23 protein-coding genes are annotated in these 26,120 nt (G+C 67.3%); 11 read left to right on the top strand and 12 right to left on the bottom strand.

Going from position 1 to position 26,120, the window contains the following annotated elements:
* The first annotated feature begins 26 nt into the window (after positions 1 to 26).
* Together ligA and HHUB_RS04915 are read left to right on the top strand one after the other, a co-directional pair.
* On the top strand, positions 27 to 1,694 hold the full coding sequence (gene ligA / locus HHUB_RS04920; RefSeq protein WP_059056478.1) for an ATP-dependent DNA ligase LigA: 1,668 nt from the start codon (positions 27 to 29) through the stop codon (positions 1,692 to 1,694).
* A gap of 39 nt (positions 1,695 to 1,733) precedes the next feature.
* The gene (locus HHUB_RS04915) at positions 1,734 to 2,519 is read left to right on the top strand and encodes an HAD-IIA family hydrolase (protein ID WP_059056477.1); all 786 of its coding nucleotides are present in this window, start codon (positions 1,734 to 1,736) and stop codon (positions 2,517 to 2,519) included.
* Between the two features lie 94 nt (positions 2,520 to 2,613).
* Here the strand turns inward: HHUB_RS04915 and HHUB_RS16540 are convergent, their stop codons facing one another.
* Genes HHUB_RS16540 through HHUB_RS04905 form a run of 3 tightly spaced genes read right to left on the bottom strand, consistent with a single transcriptional unit; the run spans position 2,614 to position 7,441 of the window.
* Positions 2,614 to 3,924 (bottom strand): hypothetical protein, encoded by a 1,311-nt coding sequence (locus HHUB_RS16540; RefSeq protein WP_157533979.1) that lies wholly within the window; start codon positions 3,922 to 3,924, stop codon positions 2,614 to 2,616.
* A gap of 8 nt (positions 3,925 to 3,932) precedes the next feature.
* A complete protein-coding gene (locus HHUB_RS04910) occupies positions 3,933 to 5,042 on the bottom strand; it encodes a DNA topoisomerase IV subunit A (protein ID WP_059056476.1) in 1,110 nt (369 codons plus the stop codon).
* A complete protein-coding gene (locus HHUB_RS04905) occupies positions 5,039 to 7,441 on the bottom strand; it encodes a DNA topoisomerase VI subunit B (protein ID WP_059056475.1) in 2,403 nt (800 codons plus the stop codon). The genes HHUB_RS04910 and HHUB_RS04905 overlap by 4 nt, the downstream gene beginning before the upstream one ends.
* Positions 7,442 to 7,605: 164 nt before the next feature.
* On the opposite strand from HHUB_RS04905, the gene gyrB reads away from it, so the two are divergent.
* The 3 genes from gyrB to HHUB_RS17020 all read left to right on the top strand — a co-directional run bounded on the left by gyrB (position 7,606) and on the right by HHUB_RS17020 (position 12,296).
* On the top strand, positions 7,606 to 9,525 hold the full coding sequence (gene gyrB / locus HHUB_RS04900; RefSeq protein ID WP_059056474.1) for a DNA topoisomerase (ATP-hydrolyzing) subunit B: 1,920 nt from the start codon (positions 7,606 to 7,608) through the stop codon (positions 9,523 to 9,525).
* A gap of 1 nt (position 9,526) precedes the next feature.
* Positions 9,527 to 12,019, top strand: coding sequence for a DNA gyrase subunit A (gyrA, locus tag HHUB_RS04895; protein WP_059056473.1), 2,493 nt, complete (start codon positions 9,527 to 9,529; stop codon positions 12,017 to 12,019).
* Between the two features lie 115 nt (positions 12,020 to 12,134).
* Positions 12,135 to 12,296 carry a hypothetical protein gene (locus HHUB_RS17020; RefSeq protein ID WP_169793389.1) on the top strand — a complete coding sequence of 54 codons (162 nt, stop codon included), beginning with the start codon at positions 12,135 to 12,137 and terminating at the stop codon, positions 12,294 to 12,296.
* A 1-nt stretch (position 12,297) separates the two neighbouring features.
* Here HHUB_RS17020 and rocF read toward each other — a convergent pair whose 3' ends face one another.
* Positions 12,298 to 13,203 (bottom strand): arginase, encoded by a 906-nt coding sequence (gene rocF, locus HHUB_RS04890; protein ID WP_059056472.1) that lies wholly within the window; start codon positions 13,201 to 13,203, stop codon positions 12,298 to 12,300.
* Between the two features lie 84 nt (positions 13,204 to 13,287).
* Here rocF and HHUB_RS04885 point away from each other — a divergent pair, with 84 nt between their 5' ends.
* Positions 13,288 to 13,608, top strand: coding sequence for a hypothetical protein (locus tag HHUB_RS04885; protein ID WP_143416411.1), 321 nt, complete (start codon positions 13,288 to 13,290; stop codon positions 13,606 to 13,608).
* Here HHUB_RS04885 and HHUB_RS04880 read toward each other — a convergent pair whose 3' ends face one another.
* Positions 13,609 to 14,526: an NAD-dependent epimerase/dehydratase family protein gene (locus HHUB_RS04880; protein WP_059056470.1), complete on the bottom strand. Its 918-nt coding sequence runs from the start codon at positions 14,524 to 14,526 to the stop codon at positions 13,609 to 13,611. It abuts the gene before it with no gap.
* A gap of 101 nt (positions 14,527 to 14,627) precedes the next feature.
* On the opposite strand from HHUB_RS04880, the gene HHUB_RS04875 reads away from it, so the two are divergent.
* The 4 genes from HHUB_RS04875 to HHUB_RS04865 all read left to right on the top strand — a co-directional run bounded on the left by HHUB_RS04875 (position 14,628) and on the right by HHUB_RS04865 (position 17,169).
* Positions 14,628 to 15,161, top strand: a complete 534-nt coding sequence (locus HHUB_RS04875; RefSeq protein WP_059056469.1) for an Rrf2 family transcriptional regulator — start codon at positions 14,628 to 14,630, stop codon at positions 15,159 to 15,161.
* A 49-nt stretch (positions 15,162 to 15,210) separates the two neighbouring features.
* Positions 15,211 to 16,380 carry an NAD(P)/FAD-dependent oxidoreductase gene (locus HHUB_RS04870; RefSeq protein WP_059056468.1) on the top strand — a complete coding sequence of 390 codons (1,170 nt, stop codon included), beginning with the start codon at positions 15,211 to 15,213 and terminating at the stop codon, positions 16,378 to 16,380.
* A 98-nt stretch (positions 16,381 to 16,478) separates the two neighbouring features.
* Entirely contained in the window at positions 16,479 to 16,634 is a 156-nt protein-coding gene (locus tag HHUB_RS16535) for a hypothetical protein (protein ID WP_157533978.1), read from the top strand.
* A 7-nt stretch (positions 16,635 to 16,641) separates the two neighbouring features.
* Positions 16,642 to 17,169 (top strand): GrpB family protein, encoded by a 528-nt coding sequence (locus HHUB_RS04865; protein WP_059056467.1) that lies wholly within the window; start codon positions 16,642 to 16,644, stop codon positions 17,167 to 17,169.
* Positions 17,170 to 17,182: 13 nt separating this feature from the next.
* Here the strand turns inward: HHUB_RS04865 and HHUB_RS04860 are convergent, their stop codons facing one another.
* The gene (locus HHUB_RS04860; protein WP_059056466.1) at positions 17,183 to 18,004 is read right to left on the bottom strand and encodes a nucleoside phosphorylase; all 822 of its coding nucleotides are present in this window, start codon (positions 18,002 to 18,004) and stop codon (positions 17,183 to 17,185) included.
* 84 nt (positions 18,005 to 18,088) lie between these two features.
* Between HHUB_RS04860 and HHUB_RS04855 the strand changes: the two genes are divergently transcribed.
* Entirely contained in the window at positions 18,089 to 18,997 is a 909-nt protein-coding gene (locus HHUB_RS04855) for a DMT family transporter (protein ID WP_238324011.1), read from the top strand.
* Here the strand turns inward: HHUB_RS04855 and cdd are convergent.
* From cdd to HHUB_RS04825, 6 genes are all read right to left on the bottom strand, one after another.
* On the bottom strand, positions 18,972 to 19,367 hold the full coding sequence (cdd, locus tag HHUB_RS04850; protein WP_059056464.1) for a cytidine deaminase: 396 nt from the start codon (positions 19,365 to 19,367) through the stop codon (positions 18,972 to 18,974). The two genes, HHUB_RS04855 and cdd, sit on opposite strands and share 26 nt — an antisense overlap.
* Positions 19,368 to 19,411: 44 nt before the next feature.
* Positions 19,412 to 20,626: an ABC transporter permease gene (locus tag HHUB_RS04845; RefSeq protein WP_059056463.1), complete on the bottom strand. Its 1,215-nt coding sequence runs from the start codon at positions 20,624 to 20,626 to the stop codon at positions 19,412 to 19,414.
* Entirely contained in the window at positions 20,619 to 21,905 is a 1,287-nt protein-coding gene (locus tag HHUB_RS04840) for an ABC transporter permease (RefSeq protein WP_059056462.1), read from the bottom strand. Before HHUB_RS04840 ends, HHUB_RS04845 begins: the two co-directional genes overlap by 8 nt.
* Complete coding sequence (locus tag HHUB_RS04835) at positions 21,902 to 23,473, bottom strand: ABC transporter ATP-binding protein (RefSeq protein ID WP_059056461.1); 1,572 nt, start codon at positions 23,471 to 23,473, stop codon at positions 21,902 to 21,904. Before HHUB_RS04835 ends, HHUB_RS04840 begins: the two co-directional genes overlap by 4 nt.
* Before the next feature lie 33 nt (positions 23,474 to 23,506).
* The gene (locus HHUB_RS04830) at positions 23,507 to 24,649 is read right to left on the bottom strand and encodes a BMP family lipoprotein (RefSeq protein WP_059056460.1); all 1,143 of its coding nucleotides are present in this window, start codon (positions 24,647 to 24,649) and stop codon (positions 23,507 to 23,509) included.
* 77 nt (positions 24,650 to 24,726) lie between these two features.
* Positions 24,727 to 26,085, bottom strand: a complete 1,359-nt coding sequence (locus tag HHUB_RS04825; RefSeq protein WP_059056459.1) for a phosphohexomutase domain-containing protein — start codon at positions 26,083 to 26,085, stop codon at positions 24,727 to 24,729.
* Positions 26,086 to 26,120: the final 35 nt, after the last annotated feature.

Raw genomic sequence — 26,120 nt, 5'->3', positions numbered from 1 at the left:
CTGCGGGAACTGGCTACCGGACGGTAATGGAATTCGGTTCGTTCGCCGCGCACGCCGCCGACGTGGAGGCGACGGACGCGGACCTCGACGTCGTCGCGAAGGTCGCGGCCCTGTTCGGCGAGGCCGGCGACGACCTCGCGGTGGTCGCGCGGTTCGTCCAGGGGCGGGTGTTCCCGGCGCACTCGGAGACGAAACTCGACATCGGGCCGCGGCTCTGCTACGAGGCGCTGGCGCGCGCGGCGTCCACGAACGTCACCGTCGAGGACGTCGAGGACCGGCTCGCCGAGACGGGTGACATCGGCGAGGTCGCTGCGAACCTCGACCTCGGCGGACAGGCGGGACTGGGCGCGTTCGCGGCGGACAGCGGCGACGACGACCTGACCGTCGCCGAGGTGTACGAGGACTTGACTGCGCTGGCGGCCGCGGAGGGCGACGGCAGCCAGGACGAGAAAGTCACCCTCCTCTTCGGGCTGTTCAACGACTGCTCGGGCGAGGAAGCACGATACCTCGCGCGGCTCGTGCTCGGGGAGATGCGCATCGGCGTCGGCGAGGGCGCGGTCCGGGACGCCATCGCGGAAGCGTTCGACGTGCCCGTCGAGGCTGCCGAGCGCGCGCTCCAAGTCTCGAACGACTACGGGCTCGTGGCCGTGACCGCCCGCGACGAGGGCGAGGACGGCCTCGACGAGCTACACCTGGAAGTCGGGCGGCCCGTGCAGGCGATGCTCGCGCAGGCCGGCACGGTCACCGACGCCCTCGACGAGTGGGAGGAGGCCGCCGTGGAGACGAAGTTCGACGGCGCGCGCGTCCAGGTCCACTGGGACGGCGACGAGGTGTCGCTGTACTCGCGGAACATGGAGGACGTCACGGACGCGCTCCCCGAACTCGTGGAGTTCGTCGAGGAGCACGTCGACGCGCCCGTAATTTTGGACGGCGAGGTGGTCGCGGTCGACGACGACGGGAGCCCGCTGCCGTTCCAAGAGATTCTCAAGCGCTTCCGGCGCAAGCACGACGTCGCCGAGATGCGCGACGAGATTCGCGTCGAACTGAACGCCTTCGACTGTCTGCACGCCCACGGTGAGGACTTGCTGGACGAACCGTTCCGGAAGCGTCACGAGCGCCTCCGCGACGTCGTCGACGACGACTCCGCAGTCTCGGAGATTCTGGTCACGGACGACGCCGACGAGATTGCGGCCTTCGAGGAGCGCGCCCTCGAAGCCGGCCACGAGGGCATCATGCTGAAAGACCCCGACGCGGCGTACACGCCCGGTGACCGCGGGAAGCACTGGCTGAAGCGCAAGCCCGACGTGGAGACGCTCGATTTGGTCGTGACGGGCGCGGAGTGGGGCGAGGGCCGGCGCGCGTCGTTCCTCGGGACGTTCGTGCTCTCCGCGCGCGACGAGGAAACCGGCGAGTACGCGACCATCGGGAAGGTCGCCACCGGCATCACCGACGAGGAACTCGCGGACCTCACGGACCTCCTGGAGCCACACATCCGCTCGGAGGACGGACAGGAAGTGGACCTCGAACCCGCCGTCGTCTTCGAGGTCGGCTACGAGGAGATTCAGACGTCGCCGACCTACGAGTCGGGGTACGCGCTCCGGTTCCCGCGATTCGTCACCGTCCGTGAGGACAAACCCCCGGAGGACGCCGACACCATCGAGCGCGTCGAACGCCTCGCCGAGCAGCAGGGCTGACGGCGGAGCGTTGAACACGCCAGCCACGCAAGGAGTGGTATGAACGTTCGTGGCGCCGTCGTGGACCTCGACGGTACCGTCCTCCGCGGCGAGACGCTGCTGCCGGGCGCGGCCGACGCAGTCACGGCGCTCCGGGAGCGCCTCGACCGCGTGCTCTTCCTGACGAACAACCCCACCGTTGCGCCCCGCGAGTACGCCGCGCGGCTGCGCGAGCTGGGCATCGACGCGGCCGCCGAGGACGTGCTCACGTCCACGGACGCGACGGTCGCGTACCTTCGCGAGAACCACGCCGGCGAACCCGCGTTCCCGATTGCGGAAGCCTCCATCGTGGACCAACTGCGGGACGCCGGCGTGGCGCTGACCGACGACCCCGAGACCGCAGAAGTGGTCGTCGCGGGCTACCACCGGGAGTTCCACTACCGCGACCTGCAGGCCGCCATCGACGCGCTCGACGACGAGACGGCGTTCGTCGGCACGGACCGCGACGCCACGATTCCCACAGAAGACGGTCGCTCGCCGGGGTCGGGAGCCATCATCCGCGCGGTCGCGGGCGTCACCGAACGCGAGCCCGACGCGGTGCTGGGGAAGCCGTCGGCGACGACCGCGCGCCTCGCCGCCGACCGCCTCGGCGTCCCGACCGACGAGTGCGTGCTCGTCGGCGACCGCCTCGACACGGACGTCTCGATGGGCGAGCGGACGGGGATGACCACGGTCCTAGTTCGCACGGGCGTCAGCACCGACGCGGACCTCGCGGACAGCGACGTCGAGCCGGACTACGTGCTGGACTCGCTTTCGGACGTCCCGGGCCTGCTGGCCGGAGAATAGCGGTGCTTAGATGACGCCTATCTTGTCAATACACTGTATACTTCTCTCGCACCATCGCTAATATGGGCTGTAGTTAGAAGCGATTTCAGATGGTTCAATCAGTCTGATATTCTTCTATTATTTGGCAGACTATTCCAAGAATCCCAACATTTCGTATGACCACACCACCCAGCATTATATGATCAGCAACACCCCCTTGGCCAGATTGGATAAACAGGATATCGAGCAAGACCATCACTAAGACCCAGAAGGTTCTGCCAGCCACCCCGCTATTTCGAACCCATAAAACTGGGAACCACAATAACCAAGCAAAGTACACCATGAGAAGTACATCATCTCTGACCAGATACGATATGTATAAAAACATCGTAAACAACGAGATGGTCAAGTGTTTTTTACCACTTACTAGATCATCGCTGGGGACAGTGAAGTGCATAGTATAAGAGAATTTCCGATTGATTGGAGGGAATATAGCGGAAGAGTAGACCAGCAAAAGGATTATTCCAAGGAGTGAAGCCAAAACTCCAAATATACTATAATTGGCGGAAACCACGCCCGTATTGTGGTGTGGTAACCGAGTGAATATATATCCAAATATTGGAATGATAGCCGTCCCGTAGAGTCCTGGGATATTGCCCTCTAATGACCGCTCTGGAATCCAGATCTCCGAAACGCCCACCAATAGATAAGCGAAGTAGAAAGAGATGATAAATAGGAATAGAATATTTGCGACCGCAGACACTGCAGCAACAGGTGAGCCAACGAAAAGAGCTAGGAAGTTCGGGAGAAATGCCACTACTAACATTGTGAAAAATTCCTGGCTATAAGAGAGGGAAATGAAAATAGTAGCAAGGAGCACTGCAGAGAGCACCGTCAGAAAGGGCGTGTATATAATATCACCAATAGCGCGAACCATCTGACTATCGAGTGAAGTTTTGGGCTTTTTCACAGGGAAGTATTTAAACAATATCGACATACCAGCGATAAACAGTAATATTTCGAAAACCGGAGAAAAAACGTCTCCGACGCCAACTAAGAAAGAAGTTAATAGGACATAGGCAAGGAATCTGACTATTGCTTTAGCAGAGGTTGGTATCGGGCTTTTGTTCAGTGAAATCAGGAAGTATATAATTGAAATTAAAAAAGGCACAAGTATAGTATGAAAAGTCACCAACCCAAAAATCGCAACTGCAGATAAAATCTTCCCTAACTGATATACCCAGTAGTTTCCTTGTCTTGTAAAATCAGGTGCATACTCTGCTACTGCCAAGGCAAAAAGAAAGGTCTGAACAACTGGAGAGATTTCAGGCCTCCAAACAAAAACGATGGGAAGCAGATAATCGGCTAATCCAGCCAGGCTTGAAATGATTAGCAGAAACGGTGCAACGAAATCTCGTTGTCCCATTTAATAGACTAAATTACATTCATCTCGTCGAGGCGCTCGGGCAGGTAGGTGTCCGTGACGAAATCGAGGCCGCGGGAGGCCAGCGCCTGCTGTTCGGCCTTCTTGTCGATGTCGAGCTGGAGCTCTATCTGTTCGGTCCAGAAGTCGCTCTGGAAGCGCGGGTCCTCCAGCTCGGATTCGAGGGCGTTCACGTCCGAATCCGAGAGCGGGTCCGTCGGCAGGTCGTAGTCGACGATGTCCTGCGGGCGGATGCCCACGAACTGCGCTTCGGGGGTGGCGAGATACTCCGAGAGGTGTGCGGACTTGATGGAGCCGTAGGAGACGGAGCCGAAGATGCGGTACGACCACGGGTCGCCGTCAGTGAACACGGTGATGGGGAGGCCGAGTTCGTCGTGGAGGCGCTTGGTCAGGCGGCGGGTCGCGCGCGCCGGCTGGCCGCCGAGGTGGACGACGAGACAGTCGTACTCGTCGTCGAAGCCGTTCTCGACGAGGCGGTCGCGCATCCCGCCGGTCTCCACGCACATCACGAACTCCGCGTCGCAGTCCAGGAACTCGATGGTGTCGGGGTTGTTCGGAATCTGGTAGCCGCCCTGCCCGACGTCGTCCTGGCAGTGAATCTCGCGGTCGCCGCGGTTGGTCTGCTCGCGGATGCGCAGCGGCCCCATCACCTTCGCGCCGGACTCCTCGGGGCGCATGTGGAAGTCCTCGCGCTTCACGCCGGAGACGATTTCGAGGTCCTCGACGAGCTTGTCGGACTCGCTCTGGTCGTTGAACTGGGCTTCCTCCTCGTCCCAGGACTCCGAGAGGTAGTACAACTCACGCAGCGTCGAAGAGCGGTCCTCGTCGAGTTGCTGGGCGAGGAAGTCGATGGTGTAGATGGACTTCAACAGCTTGCGCGCGCCCCGCACGGAGTTCGCCGAGCGCGTGCTCGTGCGGTCGCCGTACACCCACACGTCGGAGTCGTCGTCGTACTCGATGTTGGACTTCGAGCGCGTGGGCAGGGTCATCTTCGGGACCGACCCGTCCGCGAACTGGTCGTAGAACTGTTCGGCCAGCTCGACGAGCTGGTCGCGGGCGTCGTCGCCCTTCGGCGTGTCTGGGGTGTTTGCGTCGCTCATTGGTTGATGGTGAGGCGGGCGTCCTCGACGCCCTGCACGGAGAGGTCGAACTCCGCGTCGTCGTCCACGCTGTACGTCAGTTCCGCGGTGTCGCCGCCGGAGACCGACGGCGACCACTTCACGAACCACTCGCCGTCCATCTCCACGACGTTGCCGTCGGTGGGGTCGGCGGGTTCGGCGGTGACGATGTCGGTGACGTCGACGTCCGCGGCGGTGTCGCCGTGGTTCTCGACGCGCAGGGTCACCTCGTCACCGTCGAGGTCGCGCTCGACGAGGACGTTGTTCATGATGCGCGCCAGCGAGTCCTCGACGTCGAGGGGCTCGTTGTCGGTCATGTCCGAGACCTTCTCGGCCATCGTGGGGAGGATGTCCATGATGACGTTCTGCTTCTGCTGGCGCTTGCGCATCGACTGGCGCTTGTTGAGGAACGACTTGAGGTCGCGGGCGGCCTCCCGGACCGCCAGCTCGATTTCGTCCTCGATTTCCTCGACGGACGCGACGGCGTCCTTGGATTCGCTGGTGAACGGCACGTTCGTCGAGGCGACGTGGACCATGATGACGGCGGGACCCTGCGGGAGGCCGCTGCCGCCGGGCTGGTCGAGGTTGTAGTTCCGCCAGCCGATGTCCTTGACGACGTTCGTGGTCGCACAGGCGCCGCGCTGGTAGACCAGCGGCACGCGGTTCGCGAACCGCAGCAGGTCGACGCCGCCCTGGTCTTCGAGTTCGCCGCCGTACGCGATGCCGGCCTCCACGATGAACGGGTCGCCGCCGTGGACTTCGGCGTCGCGGGTGGCCGCGGAGTAGAACTCGGCGTCGAACTCCTTGCGGAGGCCCGCTTCCACGAGGTCGGCCTTGATGGGCGACAGGCAGGAGGTCGGCGGCGCCATCACGTCTACGCTCGCCATCGCGTCCAGCAGTTTGCTGGCGGTGTCGCGGTCGCCCGCCACGTCCTTGGTCTTCGGCAGGTCGTCGGGGACCGTCGCCATGTCCGACCAGAGTTCCTCGACGACGTTCTCGCGGGCGGTGTCGCCGACGGTCGCGTCCTCGACTTCCTCGGTCATCTCCGCGGCGCGGTGGACGAACTCGGCGAGTTCGGCGCGGGTCACGCGGTCGCGGGGCGTGTCGCTACCGAACTTGTCGGCGATGCGCTCGGCGAGCCCGCGCACCGTCGCGTCGTCTTTCTGGACGGTCGTCGCGGCGTCCACCGCGACGAAGATGTCGGCCGCGCGGTCCTCGGTGAGCGCGTCCCACACCGCGTCGACGACGTGCTCCTGCACGGTGTCGCCGAACGTCTTGCCCGAGGCCGCCTCGGACTCCGCGGCGGCGTCGGCGACCAGTGCTTCGAGTTCCGAGTACGCGACGCGCTCCGCGTCCTCGACGGCGTCGGCGACGCGCTCGGCGAACGCCGCGGTGTCGTCGGCGCCCTTGTTCGAGACGGCGTCCACCACGGCGGCTTCGAGGTCCGTCTCCGAATCGATTCCGGGCGGCCGCCACCGCAGCTCGCGGCCGTAGTGGCGGTCGCGGAACGCGTCCACGATGCCGTCGGCGGTCTTCTTCCCGACGCGCGTGAACTCCGACTGGAGGAACCCCGAGACGGAGTGCGAATCCGTATCGCCGAGCATCTTGATGAGCGTCCCGAGTTCGACCCCGTGGGGGTGGGGGCGAATCTCCTCGGTCTCCTCGGGGAGACCGGCGTCTTCGGCGCGCTCGGCCTTGATTTCGCCCTTCGGCTCCTGCAGTTCGATGCGCGCGTGGGGGTTGACGACCGCGGTGTGCTTGACGTAGTCGTGGAGCTGGCCGCGGGCGCGCATGTTCGCTTCGAGGTCCATCTCGATGCGCGTGCCGTGCGTGCCGCGGAGGTCGCTCTCCGCCGCGGAGAGCTCCTTCTCCACGCTGATTTCGGGCTCGTTGGTGTCCGTGTCGATGATGAGCTCGTAGTAGTTCGACACGCCCGAATCCTGCGTGCGGCTCTCGATGCGCACCGGCTTCCCCGAGGTCAATTGGGAGTACAGGACGGCCGCGGAGATGCCGATGCCCTGCTGGCCGCGGGACTGCTCGCGGGCGTGGAACCGCGAGCCGTACAGGAGCTTCCCGAAGATTTTCGGGATCTGTTCTTTGGTGATGCCCGGCCCGTTGTCCTCGACGACGAGGGTGTAGTAGTCGCGGCCCTCCTCGATTTCGACGTAGATGTCCGGGAGGATGCCGGCCTCCTCGGTGGCGTCGAGGGCGTTGTCCACGGCCTCCTTGACGGCCGTGACCAGCCCTCGGGCTCCGCTGTCGAAGCCGAGCATGTGCTTGTTCTTCTCGAAGAACTCGGCGATGGAGATCTCGCGCTGGCTCGCGGCGAGCTCCTCCGCGATGCCCTCCTCCTCGCCGAGCGTCGACTGGAAGGACGTCATTCGATACCCGTAGTTCCCGTTCGGCGGGTAAAACCCCAGCGGTGTGCGGGGTGAAAGTGAAACTGAACGCACGACGGCAGACGGACGCAAGACAATCGCGGGTTTTCGCGCGCACGCGTGCGAGTCTTTTTTACCGGCGGGGAGCCTAGGGAGATGCAACGTTCATGTCTGACCAAAGCGAGTACAGCGCTGGCCAAATCCAGGTTCTGGAGGGGCTCGAAGCCGTCCAGAAGCGGCCGGCGATGTACATCGGTTCCACTGACGCTCGTGGCCTCCATCATCTCGTCTACGAGGTCGTGGACAACTCCATCGACGAAGCACTGGCCGGATACTGCGACCACATCGAGGTGACGCTCCACGAGGACGGCTCGGTCAGCGTGGAGGACGACGGTCGCGGCATCCCCATAGACACCCACGAGGAGTACGACCGCCCCGCGGTCGAGGTCATCCTCACCGTCCTGCACGCCGGCGGGAAGTTCGACGCGAAGTCCTACCAGGTCTCCGGCGGGCTCCACGGCGTCGGCGTCTCCGTCGTGAACGCGCTCTCCGAGCGCCTCGCGGTCGAGGTCTCCCGCGAGGGCGGGAAGTACCGCGAGAAGTTCGAGCACGGCGAACCCGTCACGGACCTCGAGCGCATCGACGACGTCGGCGACGACGAGACCGGGACGCTGATTCGGTTCCGCCCGGACGCCGACATCTTCGAGACGCTGGAGTTCGACTACTCCACGCTCGAGAACCGCCTGCGCGAGCTGGCGTTCCTCAATTCGGGCGTCGAAATCACGCTCACCGACGAGCGCGGCGACGAAGCCGAGTCCTCGACGTTCGAGTACGAGGGCGGCATCCGCGAGTTCGTCGAGTACCTCAACGAGAGCCGGCAGGCGCTCCACGAGGACGTCATCTACTTCGAGAGCGAGGAGGACGGCATTCAGGTCGAAATCGCGATGCAGGCGACCGACGACCTCCAATCCTCGACGCACGCGTTCGCGAACAACATCAACACCCGCGAGGGCGGCACTCACCTCACGGGGTTCAAGACCGCGCTCACGCGCACGGTCAACGACTACGCCAACGAGCACAACCTGCTCGGGGAGCTCGACGGCGAGAACCTCACGGGCGAGGACATCCGCGAGGGCCTCACCGCGGTCGTCTCCGTGAAACACCCCGACCCGCAGTTCGAGGGGCAGACGAAGACGAAACTCGGCAACAGCGAGGTCCGGGGCATCGTCGAGGGCACGGTCCACGAGGGACTGGGCACGTACTTCGAGGAGAACCCCGACACCGCCGAGGCCGTCGTGCGGAAGGCCGTCGAGGCCGCGAAGGCCCGGAAGGCCGCGAAGAAGGCCGAGGAGCTCACGCGCCGCAAGAGCGCACTGTCCTCGACGAGCCTCCCGGGAAAGCTCGCTGACTGCCAGACGAAAGACCCCGACGACGCCGAGCTGTTCATCGTGGAGGGCGACTCCGCGGGCGGCTCCGCCAAGCAGGGCCGCAACCCCGAGTTCCAGGCGATTCTCCCGCTCGGCGGGAAGATTCTGAACGTCGAGAAGCACCGCCTCGACCGGATTCTGGAACACGACGAGATTCGCCACATCATCACCGCGCTCGGCACGGGCATCGGCGACGAGTTCGACATCGACGACATCCGGTACAAGAAGATCGTGATGATGACGGACGCCGACGTCGACGGCGCGCACATCCGCACGCTCCTGTTGACGTTCTTCTACCGGCACATGAAGCCGCTGCTGGAGGCCGGCTACGTGTACGCCGCCCAGCCGCCGCTGTACCGCATCCGGTACCGCGGGAACACCTACGACGCGATGACCGAGGAGGAGCGCGAACGCATCATCGAGGAGAAGTGCGACGGCAACCCGACGCAGGTCCAGCGGTTCAAGGGCCTCGGGGAGATGAATCCCCAGCAGCTCTGGGACACCACGATGGACCCCGAGAACCGCATCCTCAAGCGCATCACCGTCGAGGACGCCGCCGCCGCGGACAAGATGTTCTCCGTGCTGATGGGGGACGCCGTCGAGCCGCGCAAGCAGTTCATCCAGGACCACGCCACGGACGCAGAGTGGGTGGATATCTAACATGAGTTCGGACGCACCAGACCCAGACGCACCCGACGAGGTCGCGGACCGCGTGAAGAACGTCCGCGTGGACGAGGAGATGGAGCAGTCGTACATCGACTACGCGATGAGCGTCATCGCGGGCCGGGCGCTTCCGGACGTCCGGGACGGCCTCAAGCCCGTCCACCGCCGCATTCTCTACGCGATGCACGAGGCGGGCGTCTCCAGCGGTTCCAGCCACCGGAAGTCCTCGAACATCGTCGGAGACACGATGGGCGACTACCACCCGCACGGCGACTCCGCCATCTACGACGCGCTCGTGCGGATGGCACAGGACTTCTCGATGCGGTACCCGCTCGTGGACGGCCAGGGCAACTTCGGCAGCGTGGACGGCGACCCCGCGGCCGCGATGCGGTACACGGAGGCCCGCATGGCGTCCATCGCGGAGGAGCTGCTGACGGACATCGAGAAGGACACGGTCGACTTCCAGTCGAACTACGACGACCGCCTGACCGAGCCCGAGGTGCTTCCGTCGGCGTTCCCGAACCTGCTCGTGAACGGGTCGTCGGGCATCGCGGTGGGGATGTCGACGAACGTCCCGCCGCACAACCTCGGCGAGGTCATCGACGCGACTGTCCACCTCATCGACAACCCCGACTGCACGGTCGTCGATTTGATGGACTACGTGAAGGGGCCGGACTTCCCGACCGCGGGGAACATCGTCGGGCGCTCGGACGTCAAGCAGGCCTACCAGACGGGACGGGGGCGCGTCCGGGTGCGCGCCGAGTACCACGTCGAGGAGGGCGACTCCAGCGACAGCATCGTCATCACGGAACTCCCCTACCAGCAGAACAAGTCGAAGCTCGTCGAGCGCATCGCCGATGACGTGCGCGACGGCGACCTCGACGGGGTGCGCGACCTCCGCGACGAGTCCGACCGGAACGGCATCCGCATCGTCGTCGAACTCAAGCGGAACGCGAACACGGACGTCGTGGAGAACCACCTGCTGGAGTCGCATCTCGAACGCACGTTCGGCGTCATCAACCTCGCGCTCGTGGACGGCCAGCCGAAGGTCCTCACGCTCAAGGAGATGCTCGAAGAGTACGTCGCCCACCGCAAGGAAGTGGTGCGGCGGCGCAGCGAGCACGACCTCGCGGAAGCCGAGGACCGCGCGCACATCCTCGAAGGTCGTCTCAAGGCCTTAGAGCAGGCCGACGACGTGGTCGAGACCATCCAGAACGCCGAGGACCGCGACGACGCCAAAGAGGCGCTCAAGGACGACTTCGGATTCACGCAGGCGCAGGCCGACCACATCGTCCGGATGCAGCTCGGCAGCCTCACGTCGATGGAGGCCGCGGAAATCGAGTCCGAGTACGAGGAGGTCACCGACCGCATCGAGCGCCTTGAGGAGATTCTCGGCAGCGAGGAGGAACTCCTCTCTGTCATCAAGGAGGAGCTCCGCGACATCAAGGAGGAGTACGCCGACGAGCGCCGCACGTCCTTCATCGAGGACACGGGCACGGTCACCGACGAGGACCTCATCCCCGAGGAGGACGTCGTGGTCGTGCTCTCCGAGAGCGACTACATCAAGCGCGTGCCCGCGGACACCTTCGACGCCCAGCACCGCGGCGGGAAGGGCATCATCGGCACGGACCTCAAGGACGAGGACCGCGTCTCCGCGGTGTTCACCGCGTCCACGCACGACTACCTGCTCTGCTTCACGAACCAGGGGCAGGTCTACCGGCTGAAGGTCCACCAGGTGCCGGAGATGTCCCGCACGGCGCGGGGCACCTCCGCCGTGAACATCCTCGACCTCGACGACGGCGAGGAGATTTCCGCGGTCGTCACCGCCGACGACCTCGACTTCGAGAGCGACGACGAGTACCTCACGATGGCGACCCGCCACGGCTACGTGAAGCGCACGACCGTCGGCGAGTTCGAGAACATCCGCTCGACCGGCATCATCGCCATCAGCCTCGAAGACGGCGACGAGCTCGCAGACGTCGAGGTCACGGACGGCAGCCACGACGTCGTGCTCGGCAGCGAGCACGGGATGGCGATTCGGTTCGACGAGACGGACGTCCGCGCGATGGGCCGCAACGCCCGCGGCGTCCGCGGGATGGACCTCGAAGGCGACGACAAGGTCGCCGGCCTCGCGCCGGTCGAACCCGACGACGAGCGCACCCTCCTGACCGTCACCGAGTACGGCTACGGGAAGCGCACGCCGCTGTCGGAGTACCGCAAGCAGTCACGGAACGGCAAGGGACTCGTGGACATCAAGACCGGCGAGCGCAACGGCAGTGTCGTCTCGCTGGACACGGTCAGCGACGACGACAACCTCGTCGCGATGAGCGAGGCCGGCCAGATTATCCGGCTCCCCGTCGACGAGGTGTCGACGGTCGGCCGGAACACGAAGGGCGTGAAAGTGATGGACGTCGAGGACGGCGACGAGGTCGCCGCCGTCTCCGTCTACCGGCCCAGCGAGAGCGACGAGGACGAGGCGAGCGAGGAGTAGCCGCCGGGTAACTTTTTCCGCGGATTCCCACCGAGTGGGAGCGGTTGCGACTGCGTAGGAACCGCCCCGGGGGATTGTCCCCCCGCCCGTCGTATCCCCAAGTGGGTGAACGACGATGGCTGTCGCCGAACGCGAACGGGAGGTCTTCGGACAGGAACTGAAACCACTCGACCGAATACTCGCCGGCGCCGCGGTCGTGTTCGGCGCGCTCGGGCACGCCGCGCTCGCGGCGGCGGGCGCGGGGCTCGTGTACGCCGTCGCGACCACCGCGCTCTGAGTCAGAGGATTCGCTTGCCGAGCGCGCTCGCGGCCAGCTCCGCGGCGATGTCCGCGGTCCGGTTCGACTCGTCCAGAATCGGGTTCACTTCCACGACTTCCAGCGAGCGGAGGAACTCTTCTTCCGCGTCCCGCTGCGCAATCGCTTCCAGCGCCGCGTGCGCCTCCCGGTAGGTCGCGCCGCCGCGCACGGGCGTCCCGACGCCCGGGGCTTCGTCCGGGTCGAGCCAGTCGACGTCCAGCGAGACGTGGACGCCGTCGGTGCCCGCAGTCACGATGTCCAGGGCCTCGTCAACGACGCTGGTGACGCCGCGCTCGTCGATGTCGCTCATCGTGAACGCGGTCATCTCGCTCTCCCGGATGGCTTCGCGCTCGGAGGGGTCGAGGTTCCGCAGGCCGACGAGCGCGACGTTCTCCTCGCGGAGGCCGGTGGCGTTCGCCCACTCGGTGTCCGCGAACTCGCCGCGGCCCAGCGCCGCCGCCAGCGGCATCCCGTGGACGTTCCCGCTCGGGGAGGTGGCGGGCGTGTTGAAGTCGCCGTGGGCGTCCAGCCAGAGCGCGCCGATTTCGGCGTCGCGCGCGCTCCCCGCCAGCGACCCGATGGCGACCGCGTGGTCGCCGCCGAGCACGAGCGGGAACGCGCCCTCGGCGAGCGTGTCCGCGACTTCGGCGGCGAGCCGGAGGGAGACGTCCTCGATTTCGTCGAGGAACTTCGCGTTGGCGCCATCGGGGTCGCGCTCCTCCGCGCGCGGCACGAGCAGGTCGCCGGTGTCGACGGCGTCGACGCCCGCGGCGTCCAGCTGTGCGGCGAGGTCGGCGTAGCGAATCGCCGACGGCCCCATGTCGACGCCGCGTCGGTCCGAGCCGTAGTCCATCGGTGCGCCGATGACGTGGACGGTCTTGGCCATACATGTGGTACGCACATCGGCCTTTAGTGGGTCCCGTTCTGCGCCGGCGAAGCGTTTATGTCAGAATCGCTCGACGTAGCGGGCGTGCCCGCCAAGCGACGCCAACTCCGATACCTCGCGTTCCGGCTGGTGGGCTGGCTGGCGTGGCTGCCGCTGACCGGGAATCCGTGGCACGACCGCACGTACGGCGACTTGAAGCGACTCCGGCCCGCGGAAGCGGTGGCGTCGCTCGCGCCGCTGGCGTGCTACGCGCTCGTTGCGGCGTGGGTGTACGCGTACTTCCCGCGGAACGTCGTGCCGTTCGCGGCGTCGGCGCTGGCAGTCGGGCTCTTCCTCGGCGGGACGCTGGTCGCGTCCTCGGTGGTCGCGACGAAGCTCGTCGAGCGAACCCTCGTCAGCCGGTAGCTAGTCGCGGTACGGTTCGACGACGCGCTCGACGCCCTCCTCGAAGGAAATCCGGGGCTCCCAGCCGGTCGCCTCCGTTATCTTGGAGATGTCCGCGCACGTGTCGTGGACGTAGTTCTCCAGCGGAATCGGCTCGTACTCCGGTTCGACGTCCGTGCCGAGCGCGTCGTTGATGAGCTCGACCATCTCGTTGAACGAGTGCGCCTCGCCGGTGCCGAGGTTGTAGACGCCCGTGAGTTCGTGCTCGGCGGTCGTCACGAGTCCGCGCACGATGTCGTCGACGTGCGTGAAGTCCCGCGTCTGGGAGCCGTCGCCCCACAGCACGGGCGACTCGCCGTTCGCAATCTTGTCCGCGAACTGCGAAATCGTGTTGGCGTACTCGCCCTTGTGTGCCTCGTTGCCGCCGTAACCCTGGTACACCGAGAAGAACCGCATCCCAGCGCACGAGAGGTCGTCGTAGAAGTTGTTGTAGTACTCCGCGTAGCGCTCGCGGCCGAGCATCGACGCGTCGTAGCCGGTCGCGGCCTCCAAGTCCATGTCCTCGGGGCTGGGCTCGGTGCGGCTGCCGTAGGCGGACGACGTCGAGGCGTAGACGATGGTGTCGCAGCCGTCGGCGTGGGCCTGCTCGACGACGTTGACGAACCCCTCGATGTTGACGCGCGCGCCCTCTCGGGGGTTCTCTTCGAGCATCTGCCGGCTGGACAGCGCGGCGAGGTGGTAGACGACGTCGACGTCGGTCGGGAGGTCGTCGTCGAGCACGTCCGCTTCGACGTACTCGACGGCGTCGGAGAGATTCTCGGGCGTGCCGAGGTAGCCGTTGTCGAGCGCGACGACGTCGTTGTCCGCGGCGAGGTGGTTCGCGAGGTTCGACCCGATGAACCCCGCGCCACCGGTGACGAGAACGCGGTTTCCGTCCATAGACGTGGATTGACGGTCGGGCCGTAAAACCTACCGTTTCGCCGGTCCCCGTCGGGCTCCCCATCGGGGGATTTATGGAAAACACCGGCCAAACCAATCGTATGTCATCGATTGAACTGACCTCCAGCCAGAAGACGATACTGCGAGCGCTCGTAGACCTCTACACGGAGCGCGAGCAGGCCGTCAAGGGCGAGGACATCGCCGAGGAGGTCGACCGCAACCCGGGCACGATTCGGAACCAGATGCAGAGCCTCAAAGCCCTCCAGCTCGTCGAGGGCGTCCCCGGTCCGAAGGGCGGCTACAAGCCGACCGTCAACGCCTACGAGGCGCTGGAAATCCAGAAGCTGGACACGACCGCCGAGGTCCCCGTCCGCCACGAGGGCGAGGTCGTCGAGGACGCGAACGTCGAGGAGGTCGGGCTGACGAGCGTCCACCACCCCGAGCTGTGCCGCGCGGAGATTCACCTCCGCGGCTCCATCCGGGAGTTCCACGAGGGCGACAGCGTCACGGTCGGGCCGACGCCGCTGTCGAAGCTCGTCATCGAGGGGACGCTGGACGGCAAAGACGACACCGCGAACATCCTCATCCTGAAGATCGACTCGATGGAAGCCCCCGCCGAGGAACCCGAACACTGACGCGCGGCGTTTCAAAGCCTTTGTATCACCGGGTCACGCAGAGTTCCGTATGACAACCAAGGTCGTCGTCCTGGGTGCCGGGTACGCTGGCGCCGGCGCCGTGTCGAAGCTCGAAGACGAACTCGGTCCCGACGCGGAACTCGTCTGGGTTTCCGACACCGACTACCACCTCGTCCTCCACGAGGCCCACCGCGTCATCCGCGACCCGGGCGTCGAGGACAAGATCACGATTCCCGTCGAGGACGTCAAGTCCCGCGGGACGCGGTTCGTCCACGACGAAGTCGTCGACGTCGACGTCGACGACCGCACCGTCGAACTCGCGGACGGCGACGACCTCTCCTACGACTACCTCCTCGTCGGCATCGGGTCGGAGACGGCGACCTACGGCATCGAGGGGATGGGCGAACACCCCCACACGCTGAAGGGCCTCGACGACGCCCTCGCCATCCACGAGGACGTCAGGGCCGCCGCGAAGGAAGCCACCCGCGACGACCCCGCGCAGGTCGTCGTCGGGGGCGCGGGCCTCTCGGGCATCCAGAGCGCGGGCGAGCTCGCGGAGTTCCGCGACCGCCACAACGCGCCAATCGACGTGACGCTCGTGGAGGCGCTCCCCGAGATCTTCCCGCCGGGCGACAGCGAGATTCAGGGCGCGCTCCGCCACCGCCTCGAGGAGCGCGACATCGAGATTCTCACCGACGACCCGATTACGGCGGCCACCGAGGACCACATCGAGTTCGACGAGCGCGACGACCTCGACTACGACGTGTTCCTGTGGACCGGCGGCGTCACCGGCCCCGGCGAACTCGCCGACGTCGACCTCGACGCCGAACACAACCGCCTGCAGGCGGGCTCGAACCTCCAGACGGAGGACGACCGCGTGTTCGCGGTCGGGGACTGCTCGCTGGTCGACCAGCCCGACGACGAGGTCGCGCCGCCGACCGCGCAGGCCGCGTGGCAGGCCGCCGACGTCGCCGCCGAGAACATCTCGCGGGCCATCGACGGCCGCCCGCTGCGCACGTGGACGTACGACGACCAGGGGACGCTGGTGTCCATCGGCGAGACCGCCATCGCCCACGACGTCCAGATAAACGGGTTCGGCGCGCCCGTCCGCACGTTCAACGGCACGCCCGCGAAGATGCTGAAGAAGGCCGCGGCCGCGCGCTGGATCGCGAAGATCACGTCGTGGTCGCGCGCGATGAAGGCCTGGGACGCGCTGTAACCGCGATAACTCCGCTGTTTTTCCGAACGACGACTACCAACGGGGCCTTCTGGAAGTCTCGCCGAACGTTGAAGGCGGACGCCGGCCTCAGTCCAGATATGGCTGCCCAACTGGTCTACTACGGGTTCGTCCTCCTCGCCGCCGTCACGGTCGTCGCCATCGGGTCGTACATCGGGACGATGCGCGCGCTCGACCGCTTCCACGCCGGCGAGGAGAGCATCTTCCTCTCGGGGGACGCGAGAGGCGGCGAGTGACAGTCGGATGGTCGGACTCTCCCGGAACGAGGTCGCACTCGAAGCCCACGACTCGTCGTGGCGCGAGACCTACCGCGAGGAAGCACAGCGACTGCGCAAGCTCGTCGGCGACCGCGTCGAGGCAATCGAGCACGTCGGCAGCACCGCCGTCCCGGGGATTCCCGCGAAGCCAATCATCGACGTGCTGGTCGTCGTCGGCGACGGGCAGACGGACGCAGTGGCCGCCGAATTGGGAGCGAACGGCTACGACCGCCGGCCGAACGACGACGTGCCCGACCGCGTCTTCCTCGCGCGCGGGCCGCCGGACTGCCGGACGCACTACCTCTCGCTGGTCGAATCAGACAGCGACTGCCACCGCGAACAGGTCGCGTTCCGCGACTACCTCCGCGACCACTCGGCCGTGGCAACCGCGTACGCCGCGCTGAAGCGCGAGTTGGCCGCAGAGTATCCGGAGAATCGAGAAGCGTACACAGCCGAGAAGAGTGCGTTCGTCGAGGACGTACTCGACCGCGCGCTCCCCGAGTACGCGCCGTAAACGCTCTGTTGCGTTACTCCAGACTCATGCCGGCGTGCCACTGGTCGACGCCTTCCTCGGCTTTCTTCTCGTCCATCTTCGCGAGCAGGTGGACCGCGAGGCTCGCGGTCTCGGCGGCGTTGGACTCGCCCTCGGTGAGGAACTCGCCGGTCTCGCGGTTCGCGAACACCGAGCAGACGGCGCCCGCGCGCAGGCCGTAGACGTTCGCGAGCGTGAGGATGGCCGACGCCTCCATCTCGACGTTCGCGACGTTGGCGTCCTTGAGCTCCTGAATGAGGTCGTCGCTGCCGACGGCCTCGAAGCCCTCGAAGCCGGGCCGGCCCTGTCCCGCGTAGAAGGAGTCCGAGCTCATCGTGAGGCCGACGTGGTAGTCGTGGCCGAGGCGCTCGGCGGCGGCGACGAGCGCGGAGACGACCTCGTTGTCCGCGACCGCGGGGTAGTCCTCGCGGACGTACTCGTCGCTGGTGCCCTCCTGCCGGACGGCGCCCCGGGTGATGACGAGGTCGCCGGGCTCCATCTCGGCTTGGAGCGCGCCGCAGGAACCCACCCGGATGAACGTGTCCACGCCGATGCGCGCGAGCTCCTCGACCGCGATGGCGGCCGAGGGCGACCCGATGCCCGTGGAGGTCACGGAGATGGGCGTGCCGTCGTAGCTGCCGGTAGCGGTGCGGTACTCGCGGTGGTGGGCGACCTCCTCGTGGTCGTCCCACAGCGGCGTGATTTTGTCGAGGCGCTCGGGGTTGCCGGGGAGCAACACGGCGTCCGCGATGTCCCCAGTGGAGAGTTCGACGTGATACTGGACCTCGTCGTTCGGGTCCTCGCTGTCGCCGGGCATGGCACCGAGTTGGCCGGCGACGGGCAAAGTGTCTTCGTGTTCCGGGAGGCGAAGGCACTTCGCCGACGAACGCCTTCGTCCGCCGTGAACCGGAGTCGAGTCGCGGCGCTGTTCGGCGTGGTCGCACTCGCGTGGGGCGGGTCGTACGTCGCCATCGACGTCGGCCTGCGGGAGTTGCCAGCGTTGCTGTTCGCTGCGTACCGGCTGGAGACCGCTGCGGTCGTCGCGCTCCCGGCGGCGTACGTCGTCTGCGACCGCTTCGTCCCCCGGACTCGCCGGGAGGTCGCGGCCGCCGCGGTCAGCGGCGCGACGGTCGCAGCGCTGACGAACGCGTTCCTGTTCGCCGGCCAGCAGCACGCCACGGGCGGGGTCGCATCCGTGTTGTTCTCCACGAACCCCGTCATCGCGGCGGGGCTGGCGGCCGCGCTCGCGCCGTCCGAGCGCCTCGACCGCGTCGAAGTCGTCGGCCTCGTGGTCGGGCTCACCGGCGTCGCCGTCGTCGTGCGGCCGTCGCCGGGCGCGCTCGCCGCCGGGACGACCGGGAAACTACTGTTGCTGGCGGGCGCGACGAGCCTCGCGCTCGGGAGCGTGGTCGTCGCCCGGCTGGACAGCGACCTCGACTCGCTCGCGGAGACCGCGTGGGGGCTGGCGTTCGGCGCCGTCCTCGTCCACGCCGCCAGCCTCCTGCTGGGCGAGCCGCAGTCGCTGCCGGCGTCGCCGTCGCTGCTCGGCGCTATCGCGTACGTGGGCGTGGCCTCGACGGCGCTGGCCTACCCGGCGTACTTCGAACTCGTCGGCGCGGTCGGGCCGGTGCGCGCGAACCTCGTCTCCTACGCCGTCCCGGTCGTCACCGCGGTCTCCAGTTGGGTGTTGCTCGGGCGGGCAATCGGCCCCGTGACCGCCGCGGGCTTCGTCGTCATCGCGGCGGGGTTCGTCCTGTTGAACCGGCGCGCGTTGCGCTCGCTTTTCAGTGCCCGAGCATCTCGGGCGTGATGGTGTCCGGGATGAGCTCGCCGATGGTGTAGCGCTTGTAGCCGTCGCCGGTGTCACAGAGCACGGGCACGTCGTCGTCGCAGAACTCCGCGAGCGTCTGCCGGCACATCCCGCACGGCGTGACGGCGTCCCGGGCTTCGGAGGTGACGACGACCTTCGCGAACTCGCGGTGGCCGTCGCGGACCGCGGAGCCGATTGCGACCTCCTCGGCGTGGAGGCTGTTCGAGAAGTTCGCGTTCTCGACGTTCGTCCCGACGTACACCTCGCCGTCGGCGGTCTCGATTGCGGCGCCGACCGGGTACTCCGAGTACGGCACGTAGGCTTCCTGTAGGGCGTCGCGAGCGGCGTCCAGCAGTTCGTCGTCATCCATACGCGTCCTTCGAGCAGCCGCGACAAAAAGACCGCGCGTTCGGCTTACTCGTCCTCGCCGGACTCGTAGTGCTCGCCGCCCGCGGACGGGATGCGCGTGCGGCCGAACACCGCGAGCACGACGATGACGGTGATGTACGGGATGGTGCGCACCAGCTCCGTGGGCACTTGGAAGACGTCCCGCGCCTGCAGCGTGAGCTGCGTGGCGTCGAGGCCGGCGAACAGCATCGTGGAGCCGAGCGCCCCGACGGGGTGGTAGTTCCCGAAGAGGTACGCGACGATGGCGATGAACCCCTTCCCGTTGACCATCGTCGGGCCGTTGCCCGTGAACTGGCCGACGCCGAGCGCGAGCGCGGCGCCGCCGACGCCCGCGAGCACGCCCGACAGCAGCACGGCGCCGTACCGGACGCGGTGGACGTTCACGCCCGCCGTGTCCAGCGCCTTCGGGTTCTCGCCGCTGGCTTCGACCCAGCGGCCGAACGCGGTGCGGTGGAGCGTGTACCACGACAGCGCGACCGCCAGCAGCATCAAGTAGACGGGCGGGCTGGCGTCGAACAGCGCGCCGAAGAACGGCAGCCCGACGAGCGACGACTGGAGGTCGATGACGTTCGGCACGAAGTCGACCCCGACGTCCGGCAGGTCGACGACGAACCCGAGTTCCCACGTGACGAACTCGGAGACGAACGGAATCCCCATCTGGGTGAGCGTCGGGAACGTATCGACGCTGACGGTGTTCTTCGAGCCGTAGATGACCGACGAGAGGAACGGCGCGAGGCCGAGCGCGATGAGCCAGACCGCGAGGCCGGCGATAATCTGGTCGGCGCGGAACTCGATGCAGACGATGGCGAACAGCAGCGCCAGCAGCGTGCTCGCGAGAACGCCGCCGAGCAGGCCGTACCAGACGTTGCCGGTCACGTCGGTCGCCCAGATGCCGACGAACGCGGCGATGATGAGCAGGCCTTCGAGGCCGATGTTGATGACGCCGGACTTCTCGGCGAAGATGCCGCCGAGCGCGGCGAACGCGATGGGCACCGAGAGCCGCAGCGTCGCGGCGAGCGTGGAGTCGGCGGTGAGCACGGCGAACAGGCGGCCGGCGTCGGACTGCGGCGCGAACACGCCGGCGGCGGTGAGGCCGAGCGCGGCGAGCAGGACGACGCCGACGACCGCCTGCTGGAGGCGGCTCCGGCCGACGAACAGCCGGTCGTAGGCGCCGACGACCGCGCTTCGAGCGGTGCCGGCGACCCGGGAGCCGTCACTCATCGCTCCCACCTCCGGTGGCGCCGTCGGCGGCCACTGGCTCGCCGGGCTGGTCGAACGAGCCGAACTTCCGTCCGATCATCCGGAAGAACTCCGGCATCGCGACGAACAGGATGATGAGCCCGCGGAGCACGCCGACCAGCGTCGGCGGCACGTCAGAGCCGACCTGCACGACGACGGACCCGCTCTTGAGCACGCCGAACAGCAGCGCGGCGAACCCGACGCCGAGCGGGTTGTTGCCGGCGAGGATGGAGACGGTGATGCCGTCGAAGCCGTAGTCCGGGACGCCGGTCTGGAAGTTCCCCAACATCATCAGCACGTAGACGGCGCCGCCGATGCCGGCGAGCGCGCCCGACAGCGTGATGCTGGAGACGATGGTGCGGTCGGCGTCGACGCCGCCGTACTCGGCGGCGTCCGGCTGGAGGCCGCTCGTCCGCAGGTCGTAGCCGAACGACGTGTGCTGGAGGAGATACCAGATGCCGACGAGCACCGCGATGGCGAACGCGAGCGCGAGCAGGGAGACGTCGTCCCGCGGCCTGAACAGGAAGTCGGGGAACATCGCGACGTCGGGCAGCGGGACGGTCTGGTTCGCGAAGCTCTCGGGGTCCTTGAAGTACTTCTCGCGGGAGACCAGAAAGAGCGCGACGGAGGTCGCGACGAAGTTCAGCATGATGGTGGTGATGACCTCGTTGGCGTCCGCGTACGCCTTCAGCGCGCCCGGCACCGCGGCGTACGCGCCGCCCGCGACGCCGCCGAGCAGGAGGCCCAGCGGGAGCAAGACGACGGTCGCGAGCACGCCGAGGTCGGCCAGCGGCGGCGCGACGTACGCGAGCACGACGCCCGTGGTGAGCGCGCCGACGACGAGCTGGCCCTGCACGCCGATGTTGAAGATGTCCGCGCGGAACGCCACCGCGACCGCGACGCCCGTGAACATCAGAATCGTGGTCTCGGCGAGCGTCGTGGCGAACTGGCCGTTCAGCGGGTTGCTGAGGACGTCCCCGAGCGCGCCGAGGAACAGCAGGTCGTACACCGCGAACGGGTCGTAACAGAACCCCATCGCGAACACCGAGCTGCCGCCGACGAACTGCGTGACGAACTTCCCGGGGACGGCGATGGTGTAGGCGGCGCTGGAGCAGTCGGTCATCCGGCCGGCGCCGAGGATGATGAGCGCGCCGATGAACACCGACAGCAGGAGCGCGGAGATGCTGATGAGGAAGCGCTCGAACGCCGACGCGCGGACGAGGCGCCCGAGCAGGTCGCGGGCGCGGTCGGCGGCGCTCACTGCGCCACCCCCTTGGCGTCGCGCTCGCTACGCGGCTCGTACCCTTCGGGGTGCTCGCCGGCCATCAGCAGTCCGAGTTCCTCCTCGGTGACGTCGTCGGGGTCGACGACCGCCATCACGTCGCCGTCGTGCATCACGGCGAGGCGGTCCGAGAGCCCCTGCACCTCGTCGAGTTTCGAGGAGACCAGCAGGACGCCCCGGCCCTCGTCGCGGAGTTCGAGCAGGCGGTCGTGGATGAACTCCTGGGAGCCGATGTCGACGCCGCGCGTCGGGTGCGTGGCGACGACGAGCCGCGGGTCGCGCTCGAACTCGCGGCCGACGATGAACTTCTGCTGGTTGCCGCCGGACAGCGAGACGGCGTCGTTGTCCGCGTTCGGCGGCCGCACGTCGTACTCCTCGACGATGGCCTCGGCGTGCTCGCGGGAGGCGTCCCAGTCGATGGTGCCGCTCCCCGCGAACGGCTCGCCGTGCTGGCTGCCGAGGATGCCGTTCTCCACGAGGTCGAAGTCCATCACGAGCCCGCGCTCCTGGCGGTCCTCGGGGATGTACGCCATCCCGCCGTCGATGCGCTCGCGGCGGGGCGCGTCGGTGAAGTCCCGGCCGTCGAACTCGACGGTTCCGGCCTCCGGTTCGCGCAGGCCCGTAATCGCTTCCACGAGTTCGGCCTGCCCGTTGCCGTCCACGCCCGCGACGCCGAACACTTCACCCTCGCGGACGGCGAAGGAGACGTCCGTGACGGCGGGCACGTCGCGGTCGTCGAGCACGGAGAGCGAGTCCACGTCGAGGACCGTCTCGCCGACGTCCGGGGGCGTCGATTCGACGTCGAGGACGACCTCGCGGCCGACCATCAGCTCCGCGAGCTCTTCGCGGGTGGTCTCGTCGGCGTCGACGGTGCCGACGTTCTCCCCGTCCCGGAGGACGGTGACGTCGTCGGCGGCGTGCATCGCTTCGCCGAGCTTGTGCGTGATGAAGATGACCGTCTTCCCCTGGTCGGTGAGCTCGTCGAGGACGCCGAAGAGGTCCTCGACCTCCTGTGGCGTGAGCACGGCGGTCGGCTCGTCGAGGATGAGCACGTCCGCGCCGCGGTACAGCGCCTTCAGAATCTCGACGCGCTGCTGGACGCCGACGCTGACGTCGGCGATGGTCTGGTCGGGGTCGACGTCGAACCCGTAGCGCTCGCTGAGCTCGACGACTTCGCGGCGCGCGGCCTCGCGGTCGACGGCGAGCCCGCCCCACTTGCGGGGCTCGTTGCCGAGCGCGATGTTCTCGGCGACCGTCATGGTGTCCACGAGCATGAAGTGCTGGTGAATCATCCCGATGCCGGCGTCGATGGCGTCCCGCGGGGAGTCGAACTCCCGGGGCTCGCCGTCGACGACGACGCGCCCGGAGTTCGGCTGGTAGAGCCCGTAGAGGACGTTCATCAGGGTCGTCTTCCCCGCACCGTTCTCGCCGAGCAGGGCGTGGACTGACCCGCGCTCGACGTGCAGGTCGACATTGTCGTTCGCGACGACGCCCGGGAAGCGTTTCGTGATGTCTTCGAGTCGGACAGCCGTATCCGTTTGTGTCATTCGTGCAGAATATATTTGGGGGTGGCGCCGCGGTCAGGCGTCGGAGGGGTTCTGCGGGACGGAGGTGTCGCCGTCGATAATCGACTGGCGGGCGTCGCTGACGGCGGTCCTGACGTCCTCGGGAATCTCGGATTCGAGCTGGTCGCCGTAGACGCAGGCGACGCCGTCGTCCTGCAGGCCGAGCGTCGTCGTCGTGCCGGTCTCGAAGTTGCCGTTGACCTTCGCTTCCGCGGCGTTGTAGACGGCGGTGTCCACGCGCTTGACCATGCTCGCGAGGATGACGTCCGCGTAGCTGCTCTTCGTGACGGACTGGTCGCGGTCGACGCCGATTGCGAAGCGGCCCTTGTCCTGTGCGGCCTGGAAGACGCCGGTGCCGGTGTTGCCGGCGGCGTGGAAGACGATGTCGCTGCCGGAGTTGTACATCGAGAGCGCGGCTTCCTGCCCGGCCGTCGTGTCGTTGAAGCTGCCGATGTACGACGTCTGCACGTCGATGTCGTCGTTGGTCGCCTTGACGCCCGCGGTGAACCCGGCCTCGAACTTCTGGATGAGCGCGCTCTCGCGGCCGCCGACGAAGCCGACGTTCGTGGAGTCGGGCTTCGTGGAGCCGGCGCCAGCGCTGAAGCTCATCGACGTGAGGTGGGCGGCGAGCACGCCGACGAGGTACGAGCCCTCGTGCTCGCGGAACACGTAGCTGCCGACGTTGTCCGCGTCGACGGTTTCGTCGACGATCTGGAAGTCCTGCTCGGGGTAGTTCGCGGCGGTCTCCGACAGCGAGTCGGCGTGGAGGTAGCCGATGCAGGAGACGAGGTCGTAGTCGGGATTCGAGGAGCCCGCGTACTGCTGCTGGTAGTTCCCGAACTCGGAGACAGCGCCCGGCTGGGACTCGCTGAACTCGAGGTCGAAGTCCTCCCGGGCCTGCTGGATGCCGGACTGCGCCTGGTCGTTGAACGACCCGTCGCCGAGGCCGCCGGTCGCGTACACCATCCCGACGTGCGTCGTGTCCGACCCCGTGGTCGTCCCCTTGGAGTCCTCGGTCGTGCCGCTGGACCCTTCGGTGGTCGTCTCCGTCTCGTCGCCGCCGGAGGGACCGCCCGTACAGCCCGCCAGTCCCGAGAGACCGATTGCGCCAGCGCCCGCCGTCGCCTTGATGAACTCCCGCCTGTCGAAGTTGGACATACTTGCGTCAAAGGAGACATTCGTACGGTGATAAAGCCGTCGTTTGTGGGGGATAGCGGCAAAACGTGGGCGCATTGTCAGGCCTCAGCGACGGCGTCTTCGACGACGCCCGCGACCGACTCCACGAGGTCGTCGACGTCGTCGGCCTCGGCGTACACGCGGACGTAGGGCTCGGTGCCGCTGGGTCGCACGAGCGTCCACGAGGCGTCCGGGAACTCCAGCCGGACGCCGTACTCGGTGTCCACGTCGGCGTCCGGGAACTCGGCGGGTAAGTCCTCGGCGAGTCGCGCCATCACCGCCTCCTTGGCGGCGTCTGGGCACTCGACACTGACCTTCCGGTACGGGCGCTCCGTCACGGGCTCGCGCAGCGCCGCGAGGCCGCCGGCGTCCGCGACCAGCCGCGAGAGGACGGCCGCCGACGCCACGCCGTCGATCCAGCCGCCGAACGCGGCGTGGACGTGCTTCCACGGCTCCGCGGCGAACACGACGTCGCCGCCGTCCTCGCGGGCCGCCGCGATGCCCTCGTGGAGCGCGCCGAGGCGAACCCGTTCGACCCGCCCGCCCGCCTCGCCGACGCGCTCGTCGATGCGCGCGGAGGCGTTCGGCGTCGTCACGACCACCGGGTCGGCGGCGTCGCTGTCCCGGGTGTAGTGCTCTGCGAGAATCGCGAGTACCGTGTCCTCGTGGACGACCTCGCCGTCGCCGTCCACGACGACGATGCGGTCGGCGTCGCCGTCGTGCGCGATGCCGAACGCGGCGTCGCCGTCCGCGACGAAGTTCATCAGGTCGCCGATGGTCTCCGGCGTCGGCTTGCTCGGGCGACCGGGGAAGTGGCCGTCCACGTTCGCGTTCAGCGTGACGACGTGCGCGCCGAGTTCCCGCAGCACCTGCGGCGTCGCCAGCCCCGCGACGCCGTTCCCGCAGTCCACGGCGACGGTGAGGCCGTCGAGGGGCGCGCCGTGCTCGCGGGCGTACTCGGCGACCGCCTCCCGGTAGTCCGGGAGCACCTCGATGGATTCGGTCTCGCCCCAGTCCGCCCACGACGCGTACTCGGGGTCGCTGTCCACGCGGTCCTCGATGGCGAGCTCGCGCTCGCGGTCGTACTCGGAGCCGTCCACGAACAGCTTGATGCCGTTGTCCTCCGGGGGGTTGTGGCTCGCGGTCAATTGGACGCCGCGGCGGCCCTGCGAGGCGTACGCCAGCGCCGGCGTCGGCAACACGCCCGCGTCCAGCACGCGCATCCCGCCGGCCTGGAGGCCCGCGCTCATCGCCGCCGCGAGCGCCGGCCCCGTCTCGCGGCCGTCTCGCGCGACCACGAACGCCTTGTCGTCGCCGCGGGCGTCCGCGCCGGCCGCGGCGCCGACCGCGACCGCCAGCTCCGGGGTCACGTCGGCGACCGCGCTCCCTCGAATCCCTGCCGTGCCGAAGAGGTCCATACGCGGGGGGAGCGCCCGCGTTCACTTAGGTTCCG

Origin of the sequence: Halobacterium hubeiense (assembly GCF_001488575.1) — an archaeon.
In the GTDB taxonomy this organism is placed as follows: domain Archaea; phylum Halobacteriota; class Halobacteria; order Halobacteriales; family Halobacteriaceae; genus Halobacterium; species Halobacterium hubeiense.
Note: the sequence above shows the minus strand (reverse complement) of the source record. Positions and strands in the feature narration are given on the sequence as shown.